The sequence below is a fragment of the Paenisporosarcina sp. genome (assembly GCF_057785155.1).
On the sequence record NZ_JBYNRN010000001.1, the window covers coordinates 121145 to 142473 of the forward strand.

Consider the following 21329-nt stretch of genomic DNA (forward strand, 5'->3'; position numbering starts at 1 on the left):
ATTTAGAAACAAAAGTTTATACAGCAGGTCCTAAGAACACATATTAAGCCGTCAGTGAAACTATACAGTGCTTTGATGGTGCGACTTCAAATGTTGTATGCATAGTGATTGTTCTTTCTATTAGAGAACTTTACTGATCTATTTATTATCAAAAAAGGGCTATTCTCAGTTGGAAGTCAACTCGAATAGCCCTTTCTGATTTATTATTTGAAAGCTGGAATTGCCGTTTCATCATAATTTTCTTCTAAAAACTTGCGTACTTCTGGGCTAGTCATAGCTTCAGCTAGTTTTTTAATGGCCTCTGAATCTTCATTATCCTTGCGAGCCACTAACGTAATGGCAAAGTCGTTTTCGTCTCCTTCAGATAGAAGAGCATCACTTTTAGGCGTTAAACCAAGAGGTGCTGCATAAGCAGGTGTCATGACTACCGCATCAGCATCATCATACATTCTCGCTAACATTAACAAATCGACTTCCTCAAACTTATAGTTCTTTGAATTCTCTTCAATATCGGCTGTCGTATAATATGGACCTGTTTTTTCTTTTAACGTGATGACATTATGTTGTGCTAATAAAGACAAAGAACGATCTATATTTGATACGTCATTCGCAATGGCAATGACAGCTCCTTCAGGTAATTCGTCCATCGACTTGTAGTCTTTCGAATACGTACCATAATTCGCAAAATAGATCGGTTCGATAGGCACTAAATTTGAATCATTATTTCGATTGAATTCCTCCATGTAAGGAACATGTTGAAAGAAATTCGCATCCACTTCTTCTGCTGCAAGCGCACTGTTAGGCTGAACATTATCTCCTAAAACAACGATTTCGAGATTAATGGATTCCTCTGCAAGTTTTGGTTTAACAAGCTCCAAAATTTCGGTCATTGGGGGAATCAAAGAAGCCACTTTCAACGTTACTTCTTCTTGATCATTTTCTTGCACATTGCCTTTTTCCTTCGTCTCTTCCTCTTTGCCACAACCAGTTAAAATAAGTACAAACATTGTAATAAGTAAAAGTAATTTTTTCATATTTCCTCCTATTGTTTATCTTTTATCAATCAGTCTCGATACAGTTGTCCCAGTAAATTGGATTAGTTGTACCAGTATGACCATAATAATAATCATGTAAATCATTAAGTCTGTTTTAAATTGTTGATATCCATATCGAATGGCAAAGTCCCCAATACCACCGCCTCCGACGACTCCCATAATCGTCGAATAGGAAATGAAACTAATAATCGATGTTGTTAATCCGAGAACCAATCCCGAACGAGCCTCCACATATAGAAATTTAACGATTATTTCTTTAACAGAAGCACCCATCGAAATGGCAGCTTCCATAACCCCTTTTGGCACGTCCAATAAAGCTTGTTCGACTAATCTCGAATAATGCGCAATTGCTATTATAGCCAACGGAACTGTTGCTGCCGCAGTTCCAATAGCCGTTCCAATGACGAACCTTGTAAAAGGAATTAAAAAAACAACTAACAATAAAAACGGAAAAGAACGTATGATATTCACCAATAAATTCAAAGTCGAAAACGCAAATCGGTTTTCAAGCACTTGCCCCTTCCTTAATAGGAAAAGGAACGTTCCAACCGGGAGACCAACAAGAATCGCCGCTAATATAGAGACACCTACCATTACAAAGGTTTCTCCAATAGACAATAAAATTTCTACTTCATATTGAACTAATATTTCAGGCATCATGAATCTCCCCACCCGCGGTTAGTTGCTCGACAAAGTATCTAGGGTTATTATCAATCTTTTGAATCCTACTTGGTTCAATCAACACAGTGTCATAGATTTCACCATTTGCGAGGACGGTGACACGATTACATATACTTTTAATGACTTCCATCTCATGACTGACAATGACAATAGTAACACCTAGCTTTTTATTGACATCTTCTAATACCCCTAAAATTTCAGCAGTTGTATTGGGATCAAGCGAAGAGGTGGGTTCATCGCATAATAAAACTCGGGGATTATTCGCTAGGGCTCTTGCAATCGCAACGCGTTGCTTTTCTCCGCCACTTAATTGTGCAGGATATTTTTCACTAAAAGTCTCTAACCCTATAAATTCAAGACAGGTCATCACGCGGCTTCTACGTTCTTTCCTTGGAAAACTCGCTAATTGTAAGGATACAGCTACATTCTCATAAACCGTTTTATTCGCCACTAAATTAAAATGTTGAAAAATCATCCCGATCGATTTTCGTTCTTGTCGAAGATCTTTACTACTCAAATTTGTTAAGTTTTGACCATTTACTTCGACTTCACCGTCATCCGGAATTTCCAACAAATTCATTAGCCTCAGCAAAGTGGATTTACCCGCTCCACTTGCACCAATAATCCCATGAATCTCACCTTTATCTATCGTCAAAGAAACAGATTTAATCGCCTGAAATCGTCCAAAACTTTTACTGACACCATGTAATTTAATCATAAAAAAACCCCTTTCTCGAAGTTGAAGGGTGATTACAATGCGTTTTATTATAGCCTTAAAAGCTTGAACTGTCATTTACGGACACTTGGAGAAGCATAGATAGAATCTTATTGTTGGCTGGCCTATATAAAGAAATAAGAAGACTACTTATTCAACGGCCTACTTACCTTTTTGTGGCTCATTATGTAGGTTCTCCACTCCATAACATTTTCTTTGCATTTACTTATGATAGGGTTCACTTTATTATCCCAACTGTCCGTCCCCCTGTAAAAAAAGCATTTTACGATAAAGCTACTTTTTGAGAGTGACAATCTTCGTTCTTCAAAAAATTATTAATTATTAGGTTTTAAAACTAAGTCAAACCTAAAGTACTCGCATAATGATATTGACAGTGGCCTTATTTTTTTTTTGGAAGGTTTACGTTCTTTTGTCAGATAGGTATTTCTTCAACAATGGCAAAGAACATCTTACTTAAGTATGTTTGTTCCATGAAAACACTGCATTAATGAAGTGTAACCTGCGATTCTTTACCAATAAAACGAATTGAATACTTGGAGGACGTTCAAAATGATGCATCCAGATACAGAAATTCGATATGTAAGTGAAGAAATTGGCGTTGGTGTGTTCGCAACAAAATTAATCCCTAAAGGAACCATTGTATGGATTAAAGATGATTTGGATATTATTTTTGATGAAGAATTTATTGATAGCCTTGATGAAAATCGAAAAAATTTTATTTATAAATACGCCTATGAAGATAATGACGGAGAATACGTTCTTTGTTGGGATCACGCTAGGTTTGTAAATCACAGCTTCAATCCAAATTGTGTAGATACAGCATATGATTTTGAGTTAGCTGTGAGAGACATTCATCCTGGAGAACAATTAACAGCTGATTATGGCGCACTTGGTGATGATGAAGAGTTTGAATGTATGCCTGAAGAAGGAACAGCACGGACAAAAGTGACTGCAAATGACTATCTAATCTATTATGCAGAGTGGGATGCGATGGCCAAAGAGGCATTCAAGTATTTCAAAGATGTAGAACAACCGCTAAAACATTTAATGAATAAGCAATTTATTGATAAAGTTAATGCGATTGCAAAGGGGACTGAACCACTAGATTCCATCCTCACTATATTCACTTATGGTGAGGATTCCGAAGACGAAAAATAGTTTAAAGTTTGCAAAGATTTATAGCCAGAGATCTCCCCAATCAAAACTATACCGTTTCTTTTTGATACAGTTTTCCCGTATAAATTTAAAGAAAAAATTGTATCACTGCTAAGACGTTGAATTATAATAACCCCGGACGTTTTTATGAAACGTTCGGGGTTATTGATTATTCGCAAAAAATCCTAGTCAGCAATAAGCTTCTGACTAGGATTTTTTCTAATTAGTTTTGCAAATCAAAACGATCGGCATTCATCACTTTGGTCCATGCTTGGATGAAATCACGAACGAATCTTTCTTTATTGTCATCTTGTGCATACACTTCAGTAATTGCACGCAGAATTGAATTAGAGCCGAATACTAAGTCAAAACGTGTTGCTGTGCGAACAACTTCACCTGTCACACGGTTTTTACCTTCGTATTTATTGAAACCTGCTGGCGTCCATTCAATGTTCATATCTAGTATGTTGACGAAGAAATCATTTGTTAATGAGCCAACGGTGTCGGTAAAGATTCCTTCTCTTGCCCCTTGATAATTTGCACCTAAAGCACGCATACCACCAATTAATGCCGTCATTTCTGGTGCTGTTAAGCCAAGTAATTGTGCTTTATCAAGCAACATTTCTTCTGGGCTTGTTGCATATTCTTTCTTTTGGTAGTTTCGGAAACCGTCTGAGACTGGCTCTAATACATCAAAGCTATCCGTTTCCGTTTGTTCTTCGAGTGCATCTCCGCGACCTTGAGTGAACGGAACGGTCAGATCAAAACCAGCTGCTTTTACAGCTTGTTCTAGAGCAACATTTCCTCCAAGGACAATCAAATCAGCGAGACTTACTTTATTTCCAGTACTTGTTTTCAAGTTTTCATAGACATTGAGCACGTTTGCCAACTCTTCTGGCTCGTTTACTTCCCAGTTACGTTGAGGAGCGAATCGAATACGAGCTCCGTTTGCACCACCACGTTTGTCTGAACCACGATATGTGCTTGCAGAAGCCCAAGCTGTTTTAACTAACTGTTGAGAAGTTAACCCGCTTGCCAAGATTTTCTCTTTCAAATCGTTTAATTCCTCAAACGTTAGCGTGTTCTCTGCTTTTGGTACTGGATCTTGCCAGATTAATACCTCTTCAGGAACTTCTGGTCCCCAGTAACGCTCTTTTGGTCCCATGTCACGGTGAAGAAGTTTGAACCATGCGCGAGCAAACGCATCTGCAAATTCATCCATGTTTTCATAATAACGACGAGAGATTTTTTCATATGACGGATCCATGCGAAGTGCCATATCTGCAGTTGTCATATTTGTTTTCACTTTAATCGAAGCATCTTCTGCATCCGGTGCCATATGATCTTCTGGTAAGTTTTTTGCAGCCCATTGATACGCACCAGCAGGAGACTTAGTTAACTCCCACTCGTATTCAAATAATTGCTCAAAATACCCATTGTCCCATTTTGTTGGGTTAGCAGTCCAAGCTCCCTCAATCCCACTTGAAATGGTATCTCGGCCTTTTCCTGAACCATACGTACTCTTCCAACCAATTCCTTGGTTTTCAATTAAAGCCGCTTCTGGATCATCCCCTACATGAGAAGGGTCTCCTGCACCATGTGATTTACCAAAAGTATGTCCACCCGCGATTAATGCAACTGTCTCTTCATCATTCATGCCCATTCTTGCAAACGTCTCGCGAATATCCACGGCACTTGCAAGAGGGTCTGGTTTCCCATTTGGTCCTTCTGGATTCACATAAATTAAGCCCATTTGAACTGCAGCTAGAGGGTTTTCTAATTCGCGATCACCAGAATAACGATTATCTGCTAACCACTCTTTTTCATTCCCCCAATATACGTCCTCTTCTGGAGCCCAAATGTCTTCGCGACCTGCTCCAAATCCAAACGTTTTAAAGCCCATCGACTCAAGTGCTACATTTCCCGTTAACACCAACAAATCGGCCCAAGAAATTTTGTTTCCATATTTTTGTTTAATTGGCCACAACAAACGACGAGCCTTATCTAAGTTAACGTTATCTGGCCAACTATTTAGCGGCGCAAAACGTTGATTCCCAGTAGAACCACCGCCACGGCCGTCTGCAGTACGATAAGTACCTGCTGCATGCCATGACATACGGATGAAAAATGGACCGTAGTGTCCATAGTCAGCTGGCCACCATTCTTGACTATTTGTCATTAAATCATGAAGATCTTGTTTTAATGCATCATAATCTAACTTTGCAAATTCCTTTTTATAATCAAAATCATCCCCTAAAGGATTCGATTTCTTATCATGTTGATGCAGAATATTGATATTCATCATATTCGGCCACCAGTCTTTATTCTGCGTACGACCTGGTTTTGTCGAAGTCGTAATCGCACTATCTTTGTGACCGCCCGTTACTGGACATTGTGCATCTCCTGCAGCTGTGTGGCGCTTTTCATCATTGTTATCATGTACGTTGTTTTCCATTTCCTAAACCCTCCTAAATGATTAAAATAGTGACTTTCTATCTGTAAATCATAATGCTGGGTGCTTCTAATAAAGGATAGTTATTCTTACATTAGAATTATAATAAAGTAGAGAACATTTGAAAAGTATTAAGCATCCAAATTTGAGCATCGAATACATATTTTTTGAGATTGTAAGAAGCAACTACTTCTAGTTTAACTTCGAATCTCTTAGAAAGACATCGATAAGTATTCAATTTTATGAATTTTCGGTAAATTAAAAAGATTGGATGGTTTCATAGAAATAAAGAATTATACTCATTCAAATGATAAATCCCACCACTGTAGGGTTTGAACATCATCATTTTATAGCTAAACAAGTAGATTATATGTATTTGGATGCATTTATAAATATGTTCATTATAAAATAAACCTACTCATTTTAGATTGAAATGAGTAGGTTTATTCATATATATAAGTTTGTACTTGCTTATTCTGCCTTAACGTTGAATGTTACTTCTACATTGTTACGAATCGCATTTGAGAATGGGCAGATTTTGTGACCTTCTTCAACGATTATCTCTGCCGTTTTCTGATCTACGCCTTTAATCGTAATATTCATTTCGACTGAAATGGCATAGCCTTCCGCACCTTTGTTTAAAGATATATGAGAAGTAATTTCTGATCCTGCTAATTGAATACGTTTCTGCATTGCCGCAATATTCATTGCAGAATCAAAACAGGCTGCATATGCTCCTGCAAATAATTCTTCAGGTGTTGTTTTACCTGTCATATCCACGCCAGGCATTGGCATTCCAAGTTCTAAATCATATGTTCCACTTTCAGAAGTCACACTGCCTTGACGACCTCCTACAGCTGTTGCAGATGATGTAAATAATTTTTGCATACTGTTTCCTCCTCATAACTATGTTATAATTAAATTGTGCACAATTTAATTATAGGCAATTTAAATGAAATAGCAATTCATATGCTTTTAGGAGGTACACACGTTGAATGCATTACACTTAACTAATCAGTTATGCTTCCCGTTTTATTCGATTTCAAAAGAGATTACGAAACGCTATCGGCCGCTTCTTGAACCACTTCACTTAACCTATCCTCAGTATTTAGTGATGCTTGTTTTGTGGGAACAGGATCGAATTGCGATGAAAGAAATTGGAGCTCGCTTAAAGTTAGATTCTGGTACTCTCACTCCGCTCATCAATAAGCTAATTGCCCTTGGCTACATTGAAAAAACGCGTAACCCAGACGATGAACGTCATCTCGTGATTCAATTAACTGCTAAGGGACTTTCTTTAGAAAATGAAGCACAACAGATTCCTGAAAAACTAGTTGAAATTCTCGGTCTGACTGAAGTGGAATATGTTCGCTATCAGCAGATGCTAGCGGAGTTTTCTATGAAGCTCGGACTAAATGAAGAATCAAAATGTTAATTTGCCGTTTTGCCCATATTAAAAACAGCACTGCCCGATGATGCATTCGGCGGTGCTGTTTGTATTTATAATGAATCAAGTATCCACTGTTCTTTTCCAAGAAAACTATACTTTTAAAATACCTCTGAACCCTCTTGCCGCATAATACGAATCGGCTCCATTATGATAAACGAATACGGTATTGTATCTGCGATCTCCAAATAAGGATCCTCCGAGTTTACGGATATCGGCAGGGGTAATGATCCAGCTCGATGTCTTAAGATCAAACTCTCCAAGTGTCTGCAAGTAGCGATACTGCTCTTCATCCAATAAATCGATTCCCATCTCAGCAGCCATTTCCAGCGCTGAGCTTTCTGGTGGAAATTTCTTCCGTCCTTCTCGCGCTGCACGGTCATAGCAGACACTTCTGCGCTCTTTCGGACTTTCTTTGGCGCAGTCGTAGAAATGAAACATATCTGAGCTCTCATCATACAAAACCACGTCGGGCTCCCCGCCCGTGCGCTCCATTTCCGATAGTGACCAAACGGCATTTGGATTCTGTTGTAGTTTCTTCTCTACCTGGTCCCATAAGAGGCGAGTATGGCGATCCATATGTTTTTCGAATCGCTGCTTCAACGTCTCGAATAGTTCTTGCATTTGATCATCAGTAAGGGATTTCTTTTTCATCATCTCACTCCTTCTCTTCAATCTTCCATGGCAATATAATCTCTATCGTTAATTGTACTACCTTGTCTGGAAACGTCATAGGTACAAAATCCATTTCCTCCGTCGTAAAATTAAGCGTATATTTTTCCGTTTTATGGATGAGCGGTTCTACTCCAAGTCCTGAACAACTTCCAATAAAGTGATAAATGGCCAAGTAAAGATGCCCTTCTTCTAACTCATCCAATTGCATAATCTCACTTGGCTTTTTTGCATCTATTCCTATTGTTTCTATCCATGAGATTAACTCATTAGGAAACGCAGGAATGTTCGCGATGTAGTTTTGACAATAGGCGCAATCACATGACTCTAGAGCATATGGCAGTAACTTCATTTCTTCATGTGTTTGCACTTGATTGTAGCTGATTTTGGATAGTAGTGAATGCATGTGAATCACCTTTTGGAAATTATGTATTTTCTATTAGAGTAACTTAAATGCAATTAAAAATAAAATCTGATTAAACAAACTGACTGTTTAGATCTCTGTGCACGTTTATCAAGCTATAAATCTCGTTTTTTGAAGTGATTTCGGAAAAAATATTAATGATTTTAAAAGATTTACAAGGTAATATTGAACCTTTTAAAATAACCACCTAAAACATTGTTAACTTCATGTTTTAGGTGGTTGTTTTTCGTATTATTTATTTCTGGAGCGATTCTAATATGCTGGTCTAATTGAGTTTTATCCCTATTCCATTTTAGAAACTTGCTCGTCAACCTTACTCTCTTTTAATCCAACAAATCTTCCGAAAGCAGCTTAAATCCTTCTATCATCGTGTCTTCTTCTACCTCAATCAATATACAGCGTTTGCCATTGTAATTGACCTGTTTAACATATCGTAAGTCTTGGGGGCTTATCGCAATATTGGCAACTTTTGTGCTAATTTTGATTGACTTGGAAGCGTAGCTTGGAACGATATGGCTTGCTTTCATTTCGTAGTTTTTATCTTCAACCACCTGCTGAAAGGCTCTTTCCACTTTCTCTATATTGACATCTTTTACGCCGCTCGCCTTCAGCACACGTGCAACCTCTACAGTATCCAAAGTAGGCACACTGCTATCTTCGTCCTTATCATCTTCTTCCACCTTAAGCATATGATTGATTTCATCATATAAACCTGCAAGAGTTCTCGAATTCACTTCATCACCAATCACGACTTTAACGATTTCTTCAAATACCGCTTTGTCTTCCTCAGCAGTCATGATTTCATCGCCGTTCAAAACCTTCTCGATAAATTGGAAATCCGGTTTATTCGCTTTGCTTGCTGCATACATGATGTGATTAATGTCTGCGGCGTTATCCGTGAAGCTAGGGAACAAAAATCCACCAATTGGAGAAGCCAGTTTAATAACGGGATCAACCAGCAAACTCGACTTAAACTCTTTCTCGACAAAGTCAAACACCAGTGAACGTTTTGGCAGTTCGGTTTGATTCATACTACAGAGGATAAAAGGAGTGGTGAACACTTCATCCCTCATGTCAATTTCCGTTTCATCTGGTTGGCGTTTCGTCGTTTTATTATAATTTCCACGAATGAAGGTGACCACCATGTCCTTTTCATATTGGGTGTCCTGAATCATCTTCAATGCAATTTGTTGCATATCCACTTTCCATGCACTTACATCATCCCTACGAAGCCCCTCATATAATAGCTGTTGTGTATGGTCCGTCTGCCCCTCTTCTTGACGCTGAAACTTCACCTCAAATAGCTTCACATCCAGCTTCCCGCCTAAAACCTTTTTAAAGTTATCAAGAAACATCTCTTGCTGTTCGCGGTCCAACAAAGAAAATGAGCTGCTCGCCTCATGATAGATTTCATTGCTTTCCTGCTTGATGTACACATTATAAATGTTAGCGATTTTTAGTAAATCGGAATCCATCTTAAATCGTTTGCGAATATCTGCTATATCCTTCTTATTCATCTATAATTTCAACTCCCTGGGTAATAAAATACGTGTTAGGCACAAAAAAAAGAGCATCCAAAGCTATCGTTTAGCTTTTGACACTCGTTCATTATAACAATATTTTAGATGAAGAAAGGCTTACCCTCAAAAGTCATTTCTTCTAACTTTTAAAATAGCCACATGCAGTAGTAATGCGGGACTAGAACTCCTCACAAATGGTAGTTTGAATCCATATCAGATCGTACAAAATGGTTTACAACAAACGTCGTTTACTTTTCATCTAGTGACACATTGTAAAAGACAAACTAACCCATATAAACGCTGTCACACGTTCCAGCTATTGGTTCATAATAACAATGATTTTTATATTGACCTGCAAAGGGTTGATTATACCACGTTGGAGGACAAGGACCATATGGATTAAAGTACCAAAGAGCATATTTCCCTGGGTGTTGTCTCCAAAAATCCAAATTCTGTTTTGCTAATCTTTTTTCTACTTCTCTTGCTCTCTGATAAAACATATTACCTTTTTGAACAGCTTCAAACGAATAATTATTTCCTTGTACCTGAAAAATCACATCATTAACCGTTCTTACATCCTTAAAGTCTAAACAATCTGCTTTAACACGATTAACAATTACATTTCCCACATATAACATTCCTTGCTTTCCTTCACCTTCGGCTTCTGCTCTCATCATCCTTGCCATTAAATCAATGTCTGAACTTTTGTATTTTACTCTTGGCATTTATTCACCCCAACATTATTGTATGAAAAACAGTCTTCATTGATACCATGGTATAACCTCATTTACTTGTGATAAGGCTCCTCCTAAAAACTCTAAATGAGGTACTTTTCATCTTTTACGTCATCCCTAAAATGGAAGAAACAGCTGATGTACCAATTTCGTGTTTAACTAAGGAATGTTAATTAAATTATTGATACTTCTTCATTTCTCTTGTACTGAAACTCCATCATTTTCTCCAATACGTGTATCTATTTACAACCTTGTTGCAGCAGAATCCATCTAGTGTTAAGAACAAAAAACTTTTTGCTCCATTTTTTGACACACTATGAAATAAAAATCGTCTAATAAGCAGAGACATATATAGGAGGATCAAAATAGATGCATAACGAAAGAGAGATTATTTCCAATTGGTTTTATCTCTATAGCCAAGATGTTTTCAATTTTTTAGTTTACTATTCCGGAACTCTCGATGTAGAAGATCTCGTGCAAGAAGTGTTTATTAAAGCAGCTAAAGGTATGAGCACATACCGAAACCATGCGACTCCCAAAACATGGCTCTTTATCATTGCCCGTAATTTAGCCATCGACAAAGCGAGGCAGAAGGAAACGAAGTTCAGTCGAACGAGTGTGGCTTTCCATGAGGAGACTTTGGATCAGCACATCGGATTTTCTCCTGATCAAATTCTGATAGACCATGAGGAGAAACAAGAATTGTACCGTAGGATCAATCAACAAAAAAAGAAATATCGGGATGTGCTAATTTTACGGGGCATTCAAGGATTGTCCGTGAGTGAAACGGCACAAATACTAGGATGCAAAGAAACCGCCGTTCGAACCAACTATCATCGTGCTATCAAGGCATTACAAAATGAACCGAATTGGAGGGAATCCCATGAAGGATAATCTAAAAAATGTCGAGGAGAAATTAAACGAATTTCCATCATATCGCATGAGCCAGTCTACTCAAGCTCTCCTCCATCAACAAGTGTTGGACACACTGGAAGACTCTGATATCCGACAAAAACGAAAGGGAGTGTTTCTCATTAAAGTAAAAGTAGGGATTGTTACGGCGGCGGCTGTCGTAATCGTTAGTATTCTATCCGTAAATCTATTAAATGATAATCCGAACTCATCAAGTGGAGAGAATCCTATACCCATTGATCAGGACGTTGATCAAGAAGTCGTACAGACGCCTGGCGAAGAAGAGGACAACAATTTGTATGATCCGGTCCTGCTCGAGCAACAAGCTACAGAGATTCTACAAGCAATCCATGACCATGATATGGATGTACTATCCAGTCATGTGCACACAGAAAAAGGTTTACTGTTTTCCCCTTATTTTTCAGTGATGGACGATACAGTAAGATTTGAAAAGAATGAACTACCAACTTTATTAGATAGTGACACAACGTATTTGTGGGGCTATGGTGAAGCGAATACTGAAATACAAATGACACCGGCGGACTATTTCAATACACATCTTCAAGTACAGCGGTTCTTTGAATCGGATGAAGTCTTTGTCGATACACAAAATCAAGAAGTGGACCCTTCCAATTATTTAAAAACGGTTTTTCCTGATTCAAAAATCGTTGAGTTTTATCATGCAGGTACCGAACAATATAGTGGATTGGATTGGAGAAGTCTCAACCTCGTTTTCGAACAAGATGAAGAAGGTGCGTGGCGTTTAGTGGCAATAGTCAACAATCTCTTTACTCCTTAACCGTGTGTATGCAATTTAGATATCTGCTTTAATGTTCTTTAAAATCACAAGTAAAATAAGCCATCAGACTAGGAACAGTACTAGTTCGATGGTTTATTTTGTATTTATTCTTATTTATGATAAGGTTCTCCGTGATGTATCTAAATGAGGTTTTTATAAATTTAATATCCTAATATCCCAAAATAGCAACATACTGATTTTGCAAAACAAACCGATTATCCAACCATGCTAAGGTATTCAAAACAAACCCTAAAGAATCAGCATTATATCTCCCAGCAATTTTCTGATAGGCTAATAGCTCATACCGTTTATTTGAATCAAAATCTACAGGATATAGACCACTAAGTGGATTTACAAATCCAGTAATAGGACTCTTCAGTTTTCCATTTTCATCATATATTTCATTTAAATACTCAGTGCCTTTTGTTGAGATGTCTATAATGTACTTTTTATTATTTATCATGCTAACAACTTCCACTTTGTAATAATCTTGATAAGTAACCTCATATTGGTACTGCTCATTATATACGTTAAAATCAAATAATAATTGTGCTTTATTTTCGACAAAGGAATAAATATAATGGTACATTATTCCTCCACTACCACCTGTAGCAATACTTATGAAAATATCATCTACCCCATTCCCAGTAAAATCCCCCAAGAATACTGTAGGATTGTAGCCTGCATTTTCACGAAGTGGGACACTTGTTAACTCGCCAGATCTTCCATCTTGAACGAGCAGGGTGATATTTTGAATAAATGGACTATCTGGAGTCATTATGCCGGTTAAATAGACATTATCAAGTATTCTATCCCCAGTTACATCTCCACGAGCAAACGAAACTACATTCGGAGAATTCATATTCGTCCTAGCGTAATAATTATTCATAACATGCTCCTTTACTTAATACCTATAATCATCACTTTCCTACGTTCTAAAAGAATTCTAGCTACTGCATCAAATGACATTGTCGTAGGATCACTGTACCTGTAAACCGAAATTTACTTGTTGTATTTAGGCCTACCACAATGAGCAAACCAACCCAAACCACTCCCTATAAAATTATTGTTATGTGTTGAAAAAAAGTTAGGCTCCATAAATGTATGCTACGGTTCCATAACTCATATCTTTTTGATTCGTAACAATTCGATTTAATCCATTAGAAGAAAGGACTTCGCCTTTAAAATCACTGGGCAATTACTTGGTGTACCATATGCAGATCAATACTTATATGACACCATAAGGATAAGTAAATATTTTATAGCTATGAAATGTGCCAAATATTAAACAACGATTATAATTTAACTAACAATTGGGATGATTAAATAAGTCGTAACGAAAGAGATGGGTCCATACCCATACTCACAATATTCAATTTACAACATTCCACACTCTCCTTACTAAAACGTTAATATATAACAGGAAAAACGGAGCGCCAATTCTTTGGCACTCCGTTTTAAATTGAACTGATTTGTATTTGGCTATATAAGAACTGTGTTTTAATAAAAAAAGATATTATTCTTATAAAGCTTAGCTTTTCCCCAATGATAAGAATCCTCACTTACTTATGATAAGGCTCATTTTTAATAATCCGAAATGCTCGGTAAATCTGCTCCACCAATACTAATTTCATCAATTGATGTGGCAAGGTCATTTTCGAGAATGATAACTTTTCGTCAGATCTCTTCATAACGTCTTCATGTAATCCAAGTGAGCCACCGATGACAAAGGCGATTTTGCTGCGACCGTACGTCATGAGGGATTGTAAATCATCGGCTAGTTGTTCGGAAGATTTCATTTTACCTTCAATTGCTAAGGCAATGACATAGGTATCCGGTCCAATTTTAGCTAAAATGCGTTCGCCTTCTTTTTTCTTGACGATTTCCATATCGGCATCACTTAGATTTTCTGGTGCTTTTTCGTCTTGGACTTCAATTAAATCGATTTTGGCATAGCTTCCAAGTCTTTTTGAATATTCTTCAATGCCCATTTTTAAATACTTTTCTTTTAATTTTCCTACGGAGACAATTGCGATATTCACAGGTTATCCACCTTTACATATAATTTACAAACACGCTATCCACAGGACTTATGCACATATCCACAGGCTTATTCTATATATAGTATGCAATCATTCGTTCGCTACTAAATATATTGCTGCGTCATCACAGTGATCGCATTTTGTGGATAACTTTTCTTCATCTGTTAATTCGGTTAAAATCGGAAAGGTATTTTGCTTCGCTACAAACATGTCGAGTGCATGGTCTATATGGGTTTGACAGCAAGTAATTTTCATTATTTCCTCTCCTTTCGATTTTCGAAGTATTCACTAAGTTATACACAATTCACACAACTTTATCCACAATCTATTTTAACAAAGTTAAAGCGAGTAGGAAAGGTGCGGGTTTGCACCTCCTACTCGCTGTGTAAATCAATTGTTAAGCTCAGGATCTTATCCACAATGCTTTTACTTCATCCACATGTGATTTTCGAGCAATTATAGAGCCGAATTATCCGTAAGTTCTAAGTTCATTTCCATCAGTTGTCCTGCACGATACACTTTAATTGTTAAAGAATCTCCGACTTCTTTTTCGTTGTACAAATGTTTTCGTAATTCAATGATGTTTTCGATTTTTTCACCATCCATTTCAACAATGACATCATAACGTTGTAATCCGGCCACATCTGCTGGAGATTCTCCTACAACTTCATCCACTACCACTCCTGTTGTAACTTCTTCAGGCAATCGAAGTGTGTCTCGTTGGTGGAAGGCAGATACATCTGTTACATCAACTAACGTGACACCCATTGATGGTCGTTTCATTTCACCAAATTGTTCTAAATCTTCAATGACCGGGATGGCTGAGTTTATTGGAATCGCAAGACCGATTCCTTCAACTGATGATTGCGCAATTTTCATGGAGTTAATGCCAATTAAATCTCCTGCTAAATTTACTAATGCGCCCCCACTATTTCCGGGATTAATCGCAGCATCCGTTTGTAGAACTTCAGCTTGCCAGTCTTGCTGGCCGTCACCGTTTAAGTCCACTGGTATGGTTCGGTCTTTACCAGATACGACACCAGTAGTAACCGATCCTGAGAAATCAAGCCCCAGCGGATTTCCGATTGCGATGACTGTTTCACCTTGCTTTAATTTTTCGGAGTTACCAAATTGTGCGACAGCCGTCACTTTGGCAGCATCCATTTCAAGCACTGCTAAATCAGTCCAAATATCAGTTCCTAACAATTTCGCTTCTACTTTTGCACCATCAGCGAGAGTCACCTCAATTTGATTGGCACCTTCAATCACGTGGTTATTCGTAACTACATATGCTTTGTCACCAGACTTTTTGTATATAACGCCAGATCCTGTTCCCGCTTCCTGTGATGCACCGGATGGGTTTAAGAAATCTGAAGATGATTGTATATTGGTCACTCCAACGACTGCCCCTGCAACTTTTTCAACAGCCGACGTGACATCTGTCGTTATGTCAGTTGACACTTGTGTCGTGTTCGATGGCAAAGAAGATGATTCAGTATCGGATGATGTTCCGTTTACTCCTCCGGGCATCATTCCCACTAACGAAGGCATCATCAGCCAAACGATTAGTGCCCCAATCATGACTCCGATTAAACCGCTAAAGAAATAACCTCCTTTGCTTCCTTTTTTCACAACCCTTGTTTGAGGTTCTTGCGTATGGCTATCGTAATATCCCATGTTCATCGTCCTTTCTCTCTATTCGTTATCCTTACTTTACCAACCGAACATTAAAATTAGATGAAAATGCATTTAAAATTGTTTTAAAAAAATGAATTTTTGAATGAAAGCGGTGAAATCGAGAATGCACCTTTCGAATTCTTGAATGTCCCACATGAAATCTAGAATCCCACCATCCGATCCTCGAATACACCCCACGAAATCTAGAATACCCATCTCCATAGCCCTACACACATTTTTGCGCAAAATAAAAACCCCACAAAATGTGAGGTTTATACGGTGACGAGTTCAGTTGGTTTATTCGCATCGGTATCATATAACTGAAGAAATTCGCCTGGTACTATGCCACACGATTGAAGCGTTTGGGCAACACTCATTCTGGCTAAATCCTTCATATTGTTATCTTTGCTTAAATGCGAGAGATACATGCGAGTTGGTTTTTGTTCTACCACTTCACTCATCGCAACAGCAGCATCTTCATTGGAGACATGACCTACGTCACTTAAGATGCGTCGTTTGACTGACCAAGGGTATCTGCCCATTTGAAGCATGCCAACATCATGATTGCTTTCGAAAACAAATGAGTCAGCACCTTGAATATGACCTTTCATCCGATCACTTACATAACCGGTATCTGTAATTAGGACTAATTTGCGTCCATTTTCGTGAAAGACATAAAACATCGGGTCAGCTGCATCATGTGATACGGCGAATGATTGGATATCGATGGATCCAAATGTTTTCACCGTTTCCATATCAAAATGGAAGCGTTGCTCGAGTGGAATTTTGCCCACTAGGGGATCCATTGCCGTCCACGTTTTTTCATTCGCATAGATCGGAACATTGTATTTACGTGCTAATATTCCAAGACCTTTAATATGATCACTATGTTCATGCGTTACTAAAATTCCGCTTAATTTTTTCATGTTGCGGTCAACAGAAGCAAATAATTCTTCCATTTTTCGTCCGCTCAATCCGGCATCTACTAAAAAAGCATGCTCATCATTTTCGACGTATATGGCATTTCCGCTACTGCCGCTTGCTAGAACACTAAAACGCATGACAAAAACTCCTTACTCTTCTTCTAATTCCTTTGGTTCGTTTTCAAATTCAATTATTTTTCCTTCAACTGCATTTACAAAGTAATCTTCTTCGGATCCATCTTCTAACTCAACTCTCACTCGCCAAGTGGGAGCAAAAACTTGAGACTCTGTAAATTGTACGAGCGTTGAGAATCCTAAAGTAAGATCAAGAATCGTTGAATTTGGCTGAAGTATTCTTTGACCATATAAAGCACTAACTGCGTCCTCTTCAGGTAATAAATCCACCGTTTCTGGGAAATCTTCCAGTTCGGCAAATTGAGTTTGTTCGTATCGAATGATTTCACTTTCCTCATTCCAATAAATTGTTAAAGTTCCACCAGAATTGTAGTAGATAAAACGATTTTTAACCGTTTGGAATAAAACCGCTTTCCGTGCTTCTTTATCGATTTTCCATAGTTTATAGACAGATCCATTATCGATATTTTTGACTGCAAAATCCTCAAAGCTTGCTGCATCTTTTACGTTTGGAATAGCAACTGGCGTTTTAAAAGTAGCAAGTAATTTAGAACCTTCTTCAATAATCTCAAATGTTTGGTTCTCTCTCGGTTCCATCGTTTCACTCTTAAATATTCGAACGTTTCCAGCTACATACGATTCTGGTTCAACTGTGGAATCTAAATTTTCATATTGAATATTATCCGCTTGAAGTCTGTCAGACACCGAAGCTTCAGAAAGTGGTTCTATTTCTTTTGACTCGGTGTGTCTATTTAAATAGAGGGTATACAAAAAGACATTTAGAATCGAAAATACAATAATAAAGATGGTTTTGGTTTTATTCCAATCCAAATGCTCCACCTCCTATTGTTTCTGGAGTAAGTCTCGACCAGATTCCATTTGCTAAATAGAACCAAGAAGGCTCTAAATTCAACAGACCTCTTTCATCGTCACGTGTCAGATAATATCCAACTGTTAATCCAGATGCTTTTACTTCTTCAATACTTTCCACTTGTTCGAGTAATTTTGCAGCTTCCACACCTGAAGGTAGGATTGCTGCGTCGGTTTCGGATGGTAAAGATAAGTCTAATGTGAAGTAAGGTCTAATATATCGGAAAATCCGGTTTGTTCCCCAATAAGTCGAAATCGTTGTGGACGTCATATCACTAAAAACTGGATATCCTAATAAGAAAAGTTGATAATCCACTTTTTGAGTAGCCGGATTAATCCCTACTAAACGGTAATCGTCTGTCCAACCCTCGTGTTCGTTCACAAAATCCATACTATCAAATACAAGTTCATGAGGTATACCTGGGACATCAGTTTCTGCAGCAGGATATACGTAACTTAATGTTCGATCGAGCGAATCGACAGTCAATAGTGCCGTGTCGTCTGAATACTCTTCATTATAAGTTCCAACAAAACTTCGACGAACTTTATTTGGATTATCGAATAAGGCATCTTTAAATCGAGCTGGTGGAACATCTCTCAAAATATACGTATAACGAATCGAAGCAATTTCTTCAGTTGGTACAAACATCGATAATTGGCCGTTTCGATGAACATGCGTATATTTGGTGAAATCTGCTGCCGGCGTTAATACTTTTTCTTGAAACTGCTGTGGATCTACTTTCGTCACTTTAGCTGAATAGAGTTGTTTTGATATTGAGCTAGCGAAATAAACCGTTAATTCATCATCTTCAGGTCGATTCCAGTCAATAATCATACGGTCAAAACCATCTCCTGGAATATTGGTAGAGGTAAATGGGATGATGTTATCGTACACAGCGAATGGAATTTCCGTTGGATATATCATTGTAAATCGATTTGTCGTTAGACTATATTCGTTTAGTTCTGCTGGGGATAAATTATTGCTAACTAACGATAAATTTCGTATCTCCCAATCCTTCATTACGCCTAATACTCTCTCTACTTGAGGAAAAGAAGTAGTGCCTGAAAGTCCATCTTTTAAACTAAAAACCATTTTATATGGTTTTACTACCTCATTAATTCTTTTCCGATCAGCAATCGAAATATCGACAACTGGGGCTTGTTGAATAGTGGGGTATGATGGTGTATAGGTCCAAATAGAGAATGTTAAAGAAATACTTAGGACGACGAGTAACCATAAAATAGCTGTCTTCACATGTTCAACATATTTCAATCCCATTCACCTGCCTCATCTAACTCAAATGGCAAGGTGAAGAAAATCGTCGTACCATGCCCTTCTTCACTCTCAGCCCAAATTAATCCACCATGAGCCTCAATCATTTCCCGGGCAATAGCCAAACCTAATCCAGTTCCACCCATCGACCTTGCACGTGCACGATCGACGCGATAGAAACGATCAAAAATTCGTTCAACGTTCTCTTTCGGTATGCCCATCCCATCATCAGAAATCATGACTTTCAAAAAGCCTTCTTGTACGATAACACCAAATCGAACGTTCCCGCCGTCTGGTGAATATTTTAAAGCATTTGAAATGATATTATCGATTACTTGAGTCAATTTGTCTGTATCAATTTCCACAAAGTATTGTGCATCCGGCAATAATCGTTGTAAATTCACATTATTTGATTTGGACATTTCAAAACGATCGATAATCCGATTAAAGAATTTATTAAACTCGACCATTTCCTTATTCAAATCGTAATCTCGACTATCCATTTTAGATAATTGCAATAAATCATTTACAAGACGAATCATACGCTCGGTTTCAGTTTGTGTCGTTTTTAGGAAGGTTGGTGCTAATTCCGTATCTTGCCAAGCACCATCTGCAAGTGCCTCTAAATAACTTCGCATCGTTGTTAAAGGTGTGCGCAGCTCGTGCGAAACATTCGCAACAAACTCTCGACGTTCCATATCAATTTTCTCTTGTTCTGTATTATCATGAACGACCGTGATCAGTCCATTTACAAACCCTGTTTCTTTTTGAATAACCGAGAAATTAGCACGCAAAATATAGGGACGTTCTGGGGTACTAAAATCTAAATTAATGGATTCCTTCATATGAATTAAATCTTCAAAAGCATATTGAGATTCAATCCCTAGCACTGATGAAATTGGTCGTTGAAGAACTAAATCCCTTGGCACTCTTAATAGTCTTAACGCAGGATCATTGATTAGAATAATACGTCCTTTTCGGTCTGTCGCTATAACTCCATCGGTCATGTTCGATAGAACGGATGCGAGCTTTCTTCGTTCACCTTCTGTTGTTGACTGTGCTTCTTGCAATCGATTGGTTAAATGATTAAATGAAATGGCTAGTTGACCAATTTCATCATTTCCATAAACGCGTACTTTTCTCGAAAAGTTTCCTTTTGCCATGGCTTGAGCTTGTCTTCTCATATCAGCAATTGGACGTGTAATGGTTTGCGCAATAAAGATACCGAGTATAACGGTGATAGCTAAAGACATAGCTGTACCACCCGCTAAAATCCGATTAATTTCAGTCATTTGTTTATAGACAGACTCAATATTTGATTCAAGATATAATGTACCGATAACTTCACCATTCGATACAATTGGTGAAGATAGCACCCAAACACGGTCACCCGTTCCTCGATCGAGTTTAACTTCGTCATATTGATTAGCAGCTGTGATTGACTTTCTCACTAAACTTTCCGTTGATTTTTGCCCAACGATTAATTGATTTTCTGTATCCGAAGTCGCTAAAATGCGGTAGCGATTATCAACTACTCGAAGCTCAATTATGTCATCCGAATTCAAACTAGATAATGCCATTCTTAAACTTTGTTCAGGGGTTGGATCTTCTTCTCCCCGTTTTCGAGTCATTTCTTCACGCACGCTAAACTCAACCAAATTCACCCGCTCTTTAATCGAATCGGTAAAATTAGTTTTGAGCTTTTGTTCTAACTCCTGTGCAAAGTACAATCCGATAATTTGCATAGCGAGTAATATGAGTAAAATATAAATAAGAACAATTTTAACGTGTATGGATTTCAAAAAACCAACCTTTTGCATTT

The 21329-nt window shown here is 37.9% G+C and carries 21 protein-coding genes; 4 read left to right on the forward strand and 17 right to left on the reverse strand.

Translation table 11 applies throughout. The features are described from left to right. Nucleotides 1-203 precede the first annotated feature (203 nt). The 3 genes from AC3EA5_RS00670 to AC3EA5_RS00680 are packed head-to-tail and all read right to left on the reverse strand — an operon-like array spanning nucleotide 204 to nucleotide 2454. A complete protein-coding gene (locus tag AC3EA5_RS00670) occupies nucleotides 204-1034 on the reverse strand; it encodes a MetQ/NlpA family ABC transporter substrate-binding protein (protein WP_488606636.1) in 831 nt (276 codons plus the stop codon). Nucleotides 1035-1049: 15 nt separating this feature from the next. Beyond that, nucleotides 1050-1712, reverse strand: a complete 663-nt coding sequence (locus tag AC3EA5_RS00675) for a methionine ABC transporter permease (RefSeq protein ID WP_488606637.1) — start codon at nucleotides 1710-1712, stop codon at nucleotides 1050-1052. Then, entirely contained in the window at nucleotides 1705-2454 is a 750-nt protein-coding gene (locus AC3EA5_RS00680; RefSeq protein ID WP_488606638.1) for a methionine ABC transporter ATP-binding protein, read from the reverse strand. The genes AC3EA5_RS00675 and AC3EA5_RS00680 overlap by 8 nt, the downstream gene beginning before the upstream one ends. 567 nt (nucleotides 2455-3021) lie before the next feature. Between AC3EA5_RS00680 and AC3EA5_RS00685 the strand changes: the two genes are divergently transcribed. After that, nucleotides 3022-3630, forward strand: a complete 609-nt coding sequence (locus AC3EA5_RS00685; RefSeq protein WP_488606639.1) for an SET domain-containing protein — start codon at nucleotides 3022-3024, stop codon at nucleotides 3628-3630. Between the two features lie 220 nt (nucleotides 3631-3850). On the opposite strand, the gene katG is transcribed toward AC3EA5_RS00685, so the two are convergent. Continuing rightward, on the reverse strand, nucleotides 3851-6082 hold the full coding sequence (gene katG / locus AC3EA5_RS00690; protein WP_488606640.1) for a catalase/peroxidase HPI: 2232 nt from the start codon (nucleotides 6080-6082) through the stop codon (nucleotides 3851-3853). A gap of 468 nt (nucleotides 6083-6550) precedes the next feature. Beyond that, complete coding sequence (locus AC3EA5_RS00695; RefSeq protein WP_488606641.1) at nucleotides 6551-6967, reverse strand: Ohr family peroxiredoxin; 417 nt, start codon at nucleotides 6965-6967, stop codon at nucleotides 6551-6553. Nucleotides 6968-7070: 103 nt separating this feature from the next. On the opposite strand from AC3EA5_RS00695, the gene AC3EA5_RS00700 reads away from it, so the two are divergent. After that, complete coding sequence (locus AC3EA5_RS00700) at nucleotides 7071-7514, forward strand: MarR family winged helix-turn-helix transcriptional regulator (protein WP_488606642.1); 444 nt, start codon at nucleotides 7071-7073, stop codon at nucleotides 7512-7514. Between the two features lie 105 nt (nucleotides 7515-7619). Here AC3EA5_RS00700 and AC3EA5_RS00705 read toward each other — a convergent pair whose 3' ends face one another. From AC3EA5_RS00705 to AC3EA5_RS00720, 4 genes are all read right to left on the reverse strand, one after another. Next, nucleotides 7620-8183 (reverse strand): DUF4256 domain-containing protein, encoded by a 564-nt coding sequence (locus AC3EA5_RS00705; protein ID WP_488606643.1) that lies wholly within the window; start codon nucleotides 8181-8183, stop codon nucleotides 7620-7622. 1 nt (nucleotide 8184) lies between these two features. After that, on the reverse strand, nucleotides 8185-8604 hold the full coding sequence (locus tag AC3EA5_RS00710) for a hypothetical protein (protein WP_488606644.1): 420 nt from the start codon (nucleotides 8602-8604) through the stop codon (nucleotides 8185-8187). A 341-nt stretch (nucleotides 8605-8945) separates the two neighbouring features. Further along, nucleotides 8946-10139, reverse strand: coding sequence for a DUF4317 domain-containing protein (locus tag AC3EA5_RS00715; RefSeq protein WP_488606645.1), 1194 nt, complete (start codon nucleotides 10137-10139; stop codon nucleotides 8946-8948). Between the two features lie 287 nt (nucleotides 10140-10426). Beyond that, complete coding sequence (locus AC3EA5_RS00720; RefSeq protein ID WP_394189904.1) at nucleotides 10427-10867, reverse strand: cell wall hydrolase; 441 nt, start codon at nucleotides 10865-10867, stop codon at nucleotides 10427-10429. Nucleotides 10868-11245: 378 nt separating this feature from the next. Here AC3EA5_RS00720 and AC3EA5_RS00725 point away from each other — a divergent pair, with 378 nt between their 5' ends. After that, nucleotides 11246-11770 carry an RNA polymerase sigma factor gene (locus AC3EA5_RS00725; RefSeq protein WP_488606646.1) on the forward strand — a complete coding sequence of 175 codons (525 nt, stop codon included), beginning with the start codon at nucleotides 11246-11248 and terminating at the stop codon, nucleotides 11768-11770. Then, nucleotides 11760-12587: a hypothetical protein gene (locus AC3EA5_RS00730; RefSeq protein WP_488606647.1), complete on the forward strand. Its 828-nt coding sequence runs from the start codon at nucleotides 11760-11762 to the stop codon at nucleotides 12585-12587. The genes AC3EA5_RS00725 and AC3EA5_RS00730 overlap by 11 nt, the downstream gene beginning before the upstream one ends. A 169-nt stretch (nucleotides 12588-12756) precedes the next feature. On the opposite strand, the gene AC3EA5_RS00735 is transcribed toward AC3EA5_RS00730, so the two are convergent. From AC3EA5_RS00735 to walK, 8 genes are all read right to left on the reverse strand, one after another. Further along, the gene (locus AC3EA5_RS00735) at nucleotides 12757-13476 is read right to left on the reverse strand and encodes a VCBS repeat-containing protein (protein ID WP_488606648.1); all 720 of its coding nucleotides are present in this window, start codon (nucleotides 13474-13476) and stop codon (nucleotides 12757-12759) included. 673 nt (nucleotides 13477-14149) lie between these two features. Beyond that, entirely contained in the window at nucleotides 14150-14629 is a 480-nt protein-coding gene (rlmH, locus tag AC3EA5_RS00740) for a 23S rRNA (pseudouridine(1915)-N(3))-methyltransferase RlmH (RefSeq protein ID WP_488606649.1), read from the reverse strand. 90 nt (nucleotides 14630-14719) lie between these two features. Beyond that, the gene (locus AC3EA5_RS00745; RefSeq protein WP_488606650.1) at nucleotides 14720-14884 is read right to left on the reverse strand and encodes a CxxH/CxxC protein; all 165 of its coding nucleotides are present in this window, start codon (nucleotides 14882-14884) and stop codon (nucleotides 14720-14722) included. Between the two features lie 201 nt (nucleotides 14885-15085). Beyond that, entirely contained in the window at nucleotides 15086-16306 is a 1221-nt protein-coding gene (locus AC3EA5_RS00750; protein WP_488606693.1) for a S1C family serine protease, read from the reverse strand. Nucleotides 16307-16578: 272 nt separating this feature from the next. Further along, the gene (locus AC3EA5_RS00755) at nucleotides 16579-17367 is read right to left on the reverse strand and encodes an MBL fold metallo-hydrolase (RefSeq protein ID WP_488606651.1); all 789 of its coding nucleotides are present in this window, start codon (nucleotides 17365-17367) and stop codon (nucleotides 16579-16581) included. Between the two features lie 12 nt (nucleotides 17368-17379). Then, nucleotides 17380-18195 (reverse strand): two-component system regulatory protein YycI, encoded by an 816-nt coding sequence (locus AC3EA5_RS00760; protein ID WP_488606652.1) that lies wholly within the window; start codon nucleotides 18193-18195, stop codon nucleotides 17380-17382. After that, nucleotides 18182-19513 (reverse strand): YycH family regulatory protein, encoded by a 1332-nt coding sequence (locus AC3EA5_RS00765; protein WP_488606653.1) that lies wholly within the window; start codon nucleotides 19511-19513, stop codon nucleotides 18182-18184. The genes AC3EA5_RS00760 and AC3EA5_RS00765 overlap by 14 nt, the downstream gene beginning before the upstream one ends. Then, nucleotides 19504-21327 carry a cell wall metabolism sensor histidine kinase WalK gene (walK, locus tag AC3EA5_RS00770; protein ID WP_488606654.1) on the reverse strand — a complete coding sequence of 608 codons (1824 nt, stop codon included), beginning with the start codon at nucleotides 21325-21327 and terminating at the stop codon, nucleotides 19504-19506. The genes AC3EA5_RS00765 and walK overlap by 10 nt, the downstream gene beginning before the upstream one ends. Between the last annotated feature and the right edge of the window lie 2 nt (nucleotides 21328-21329).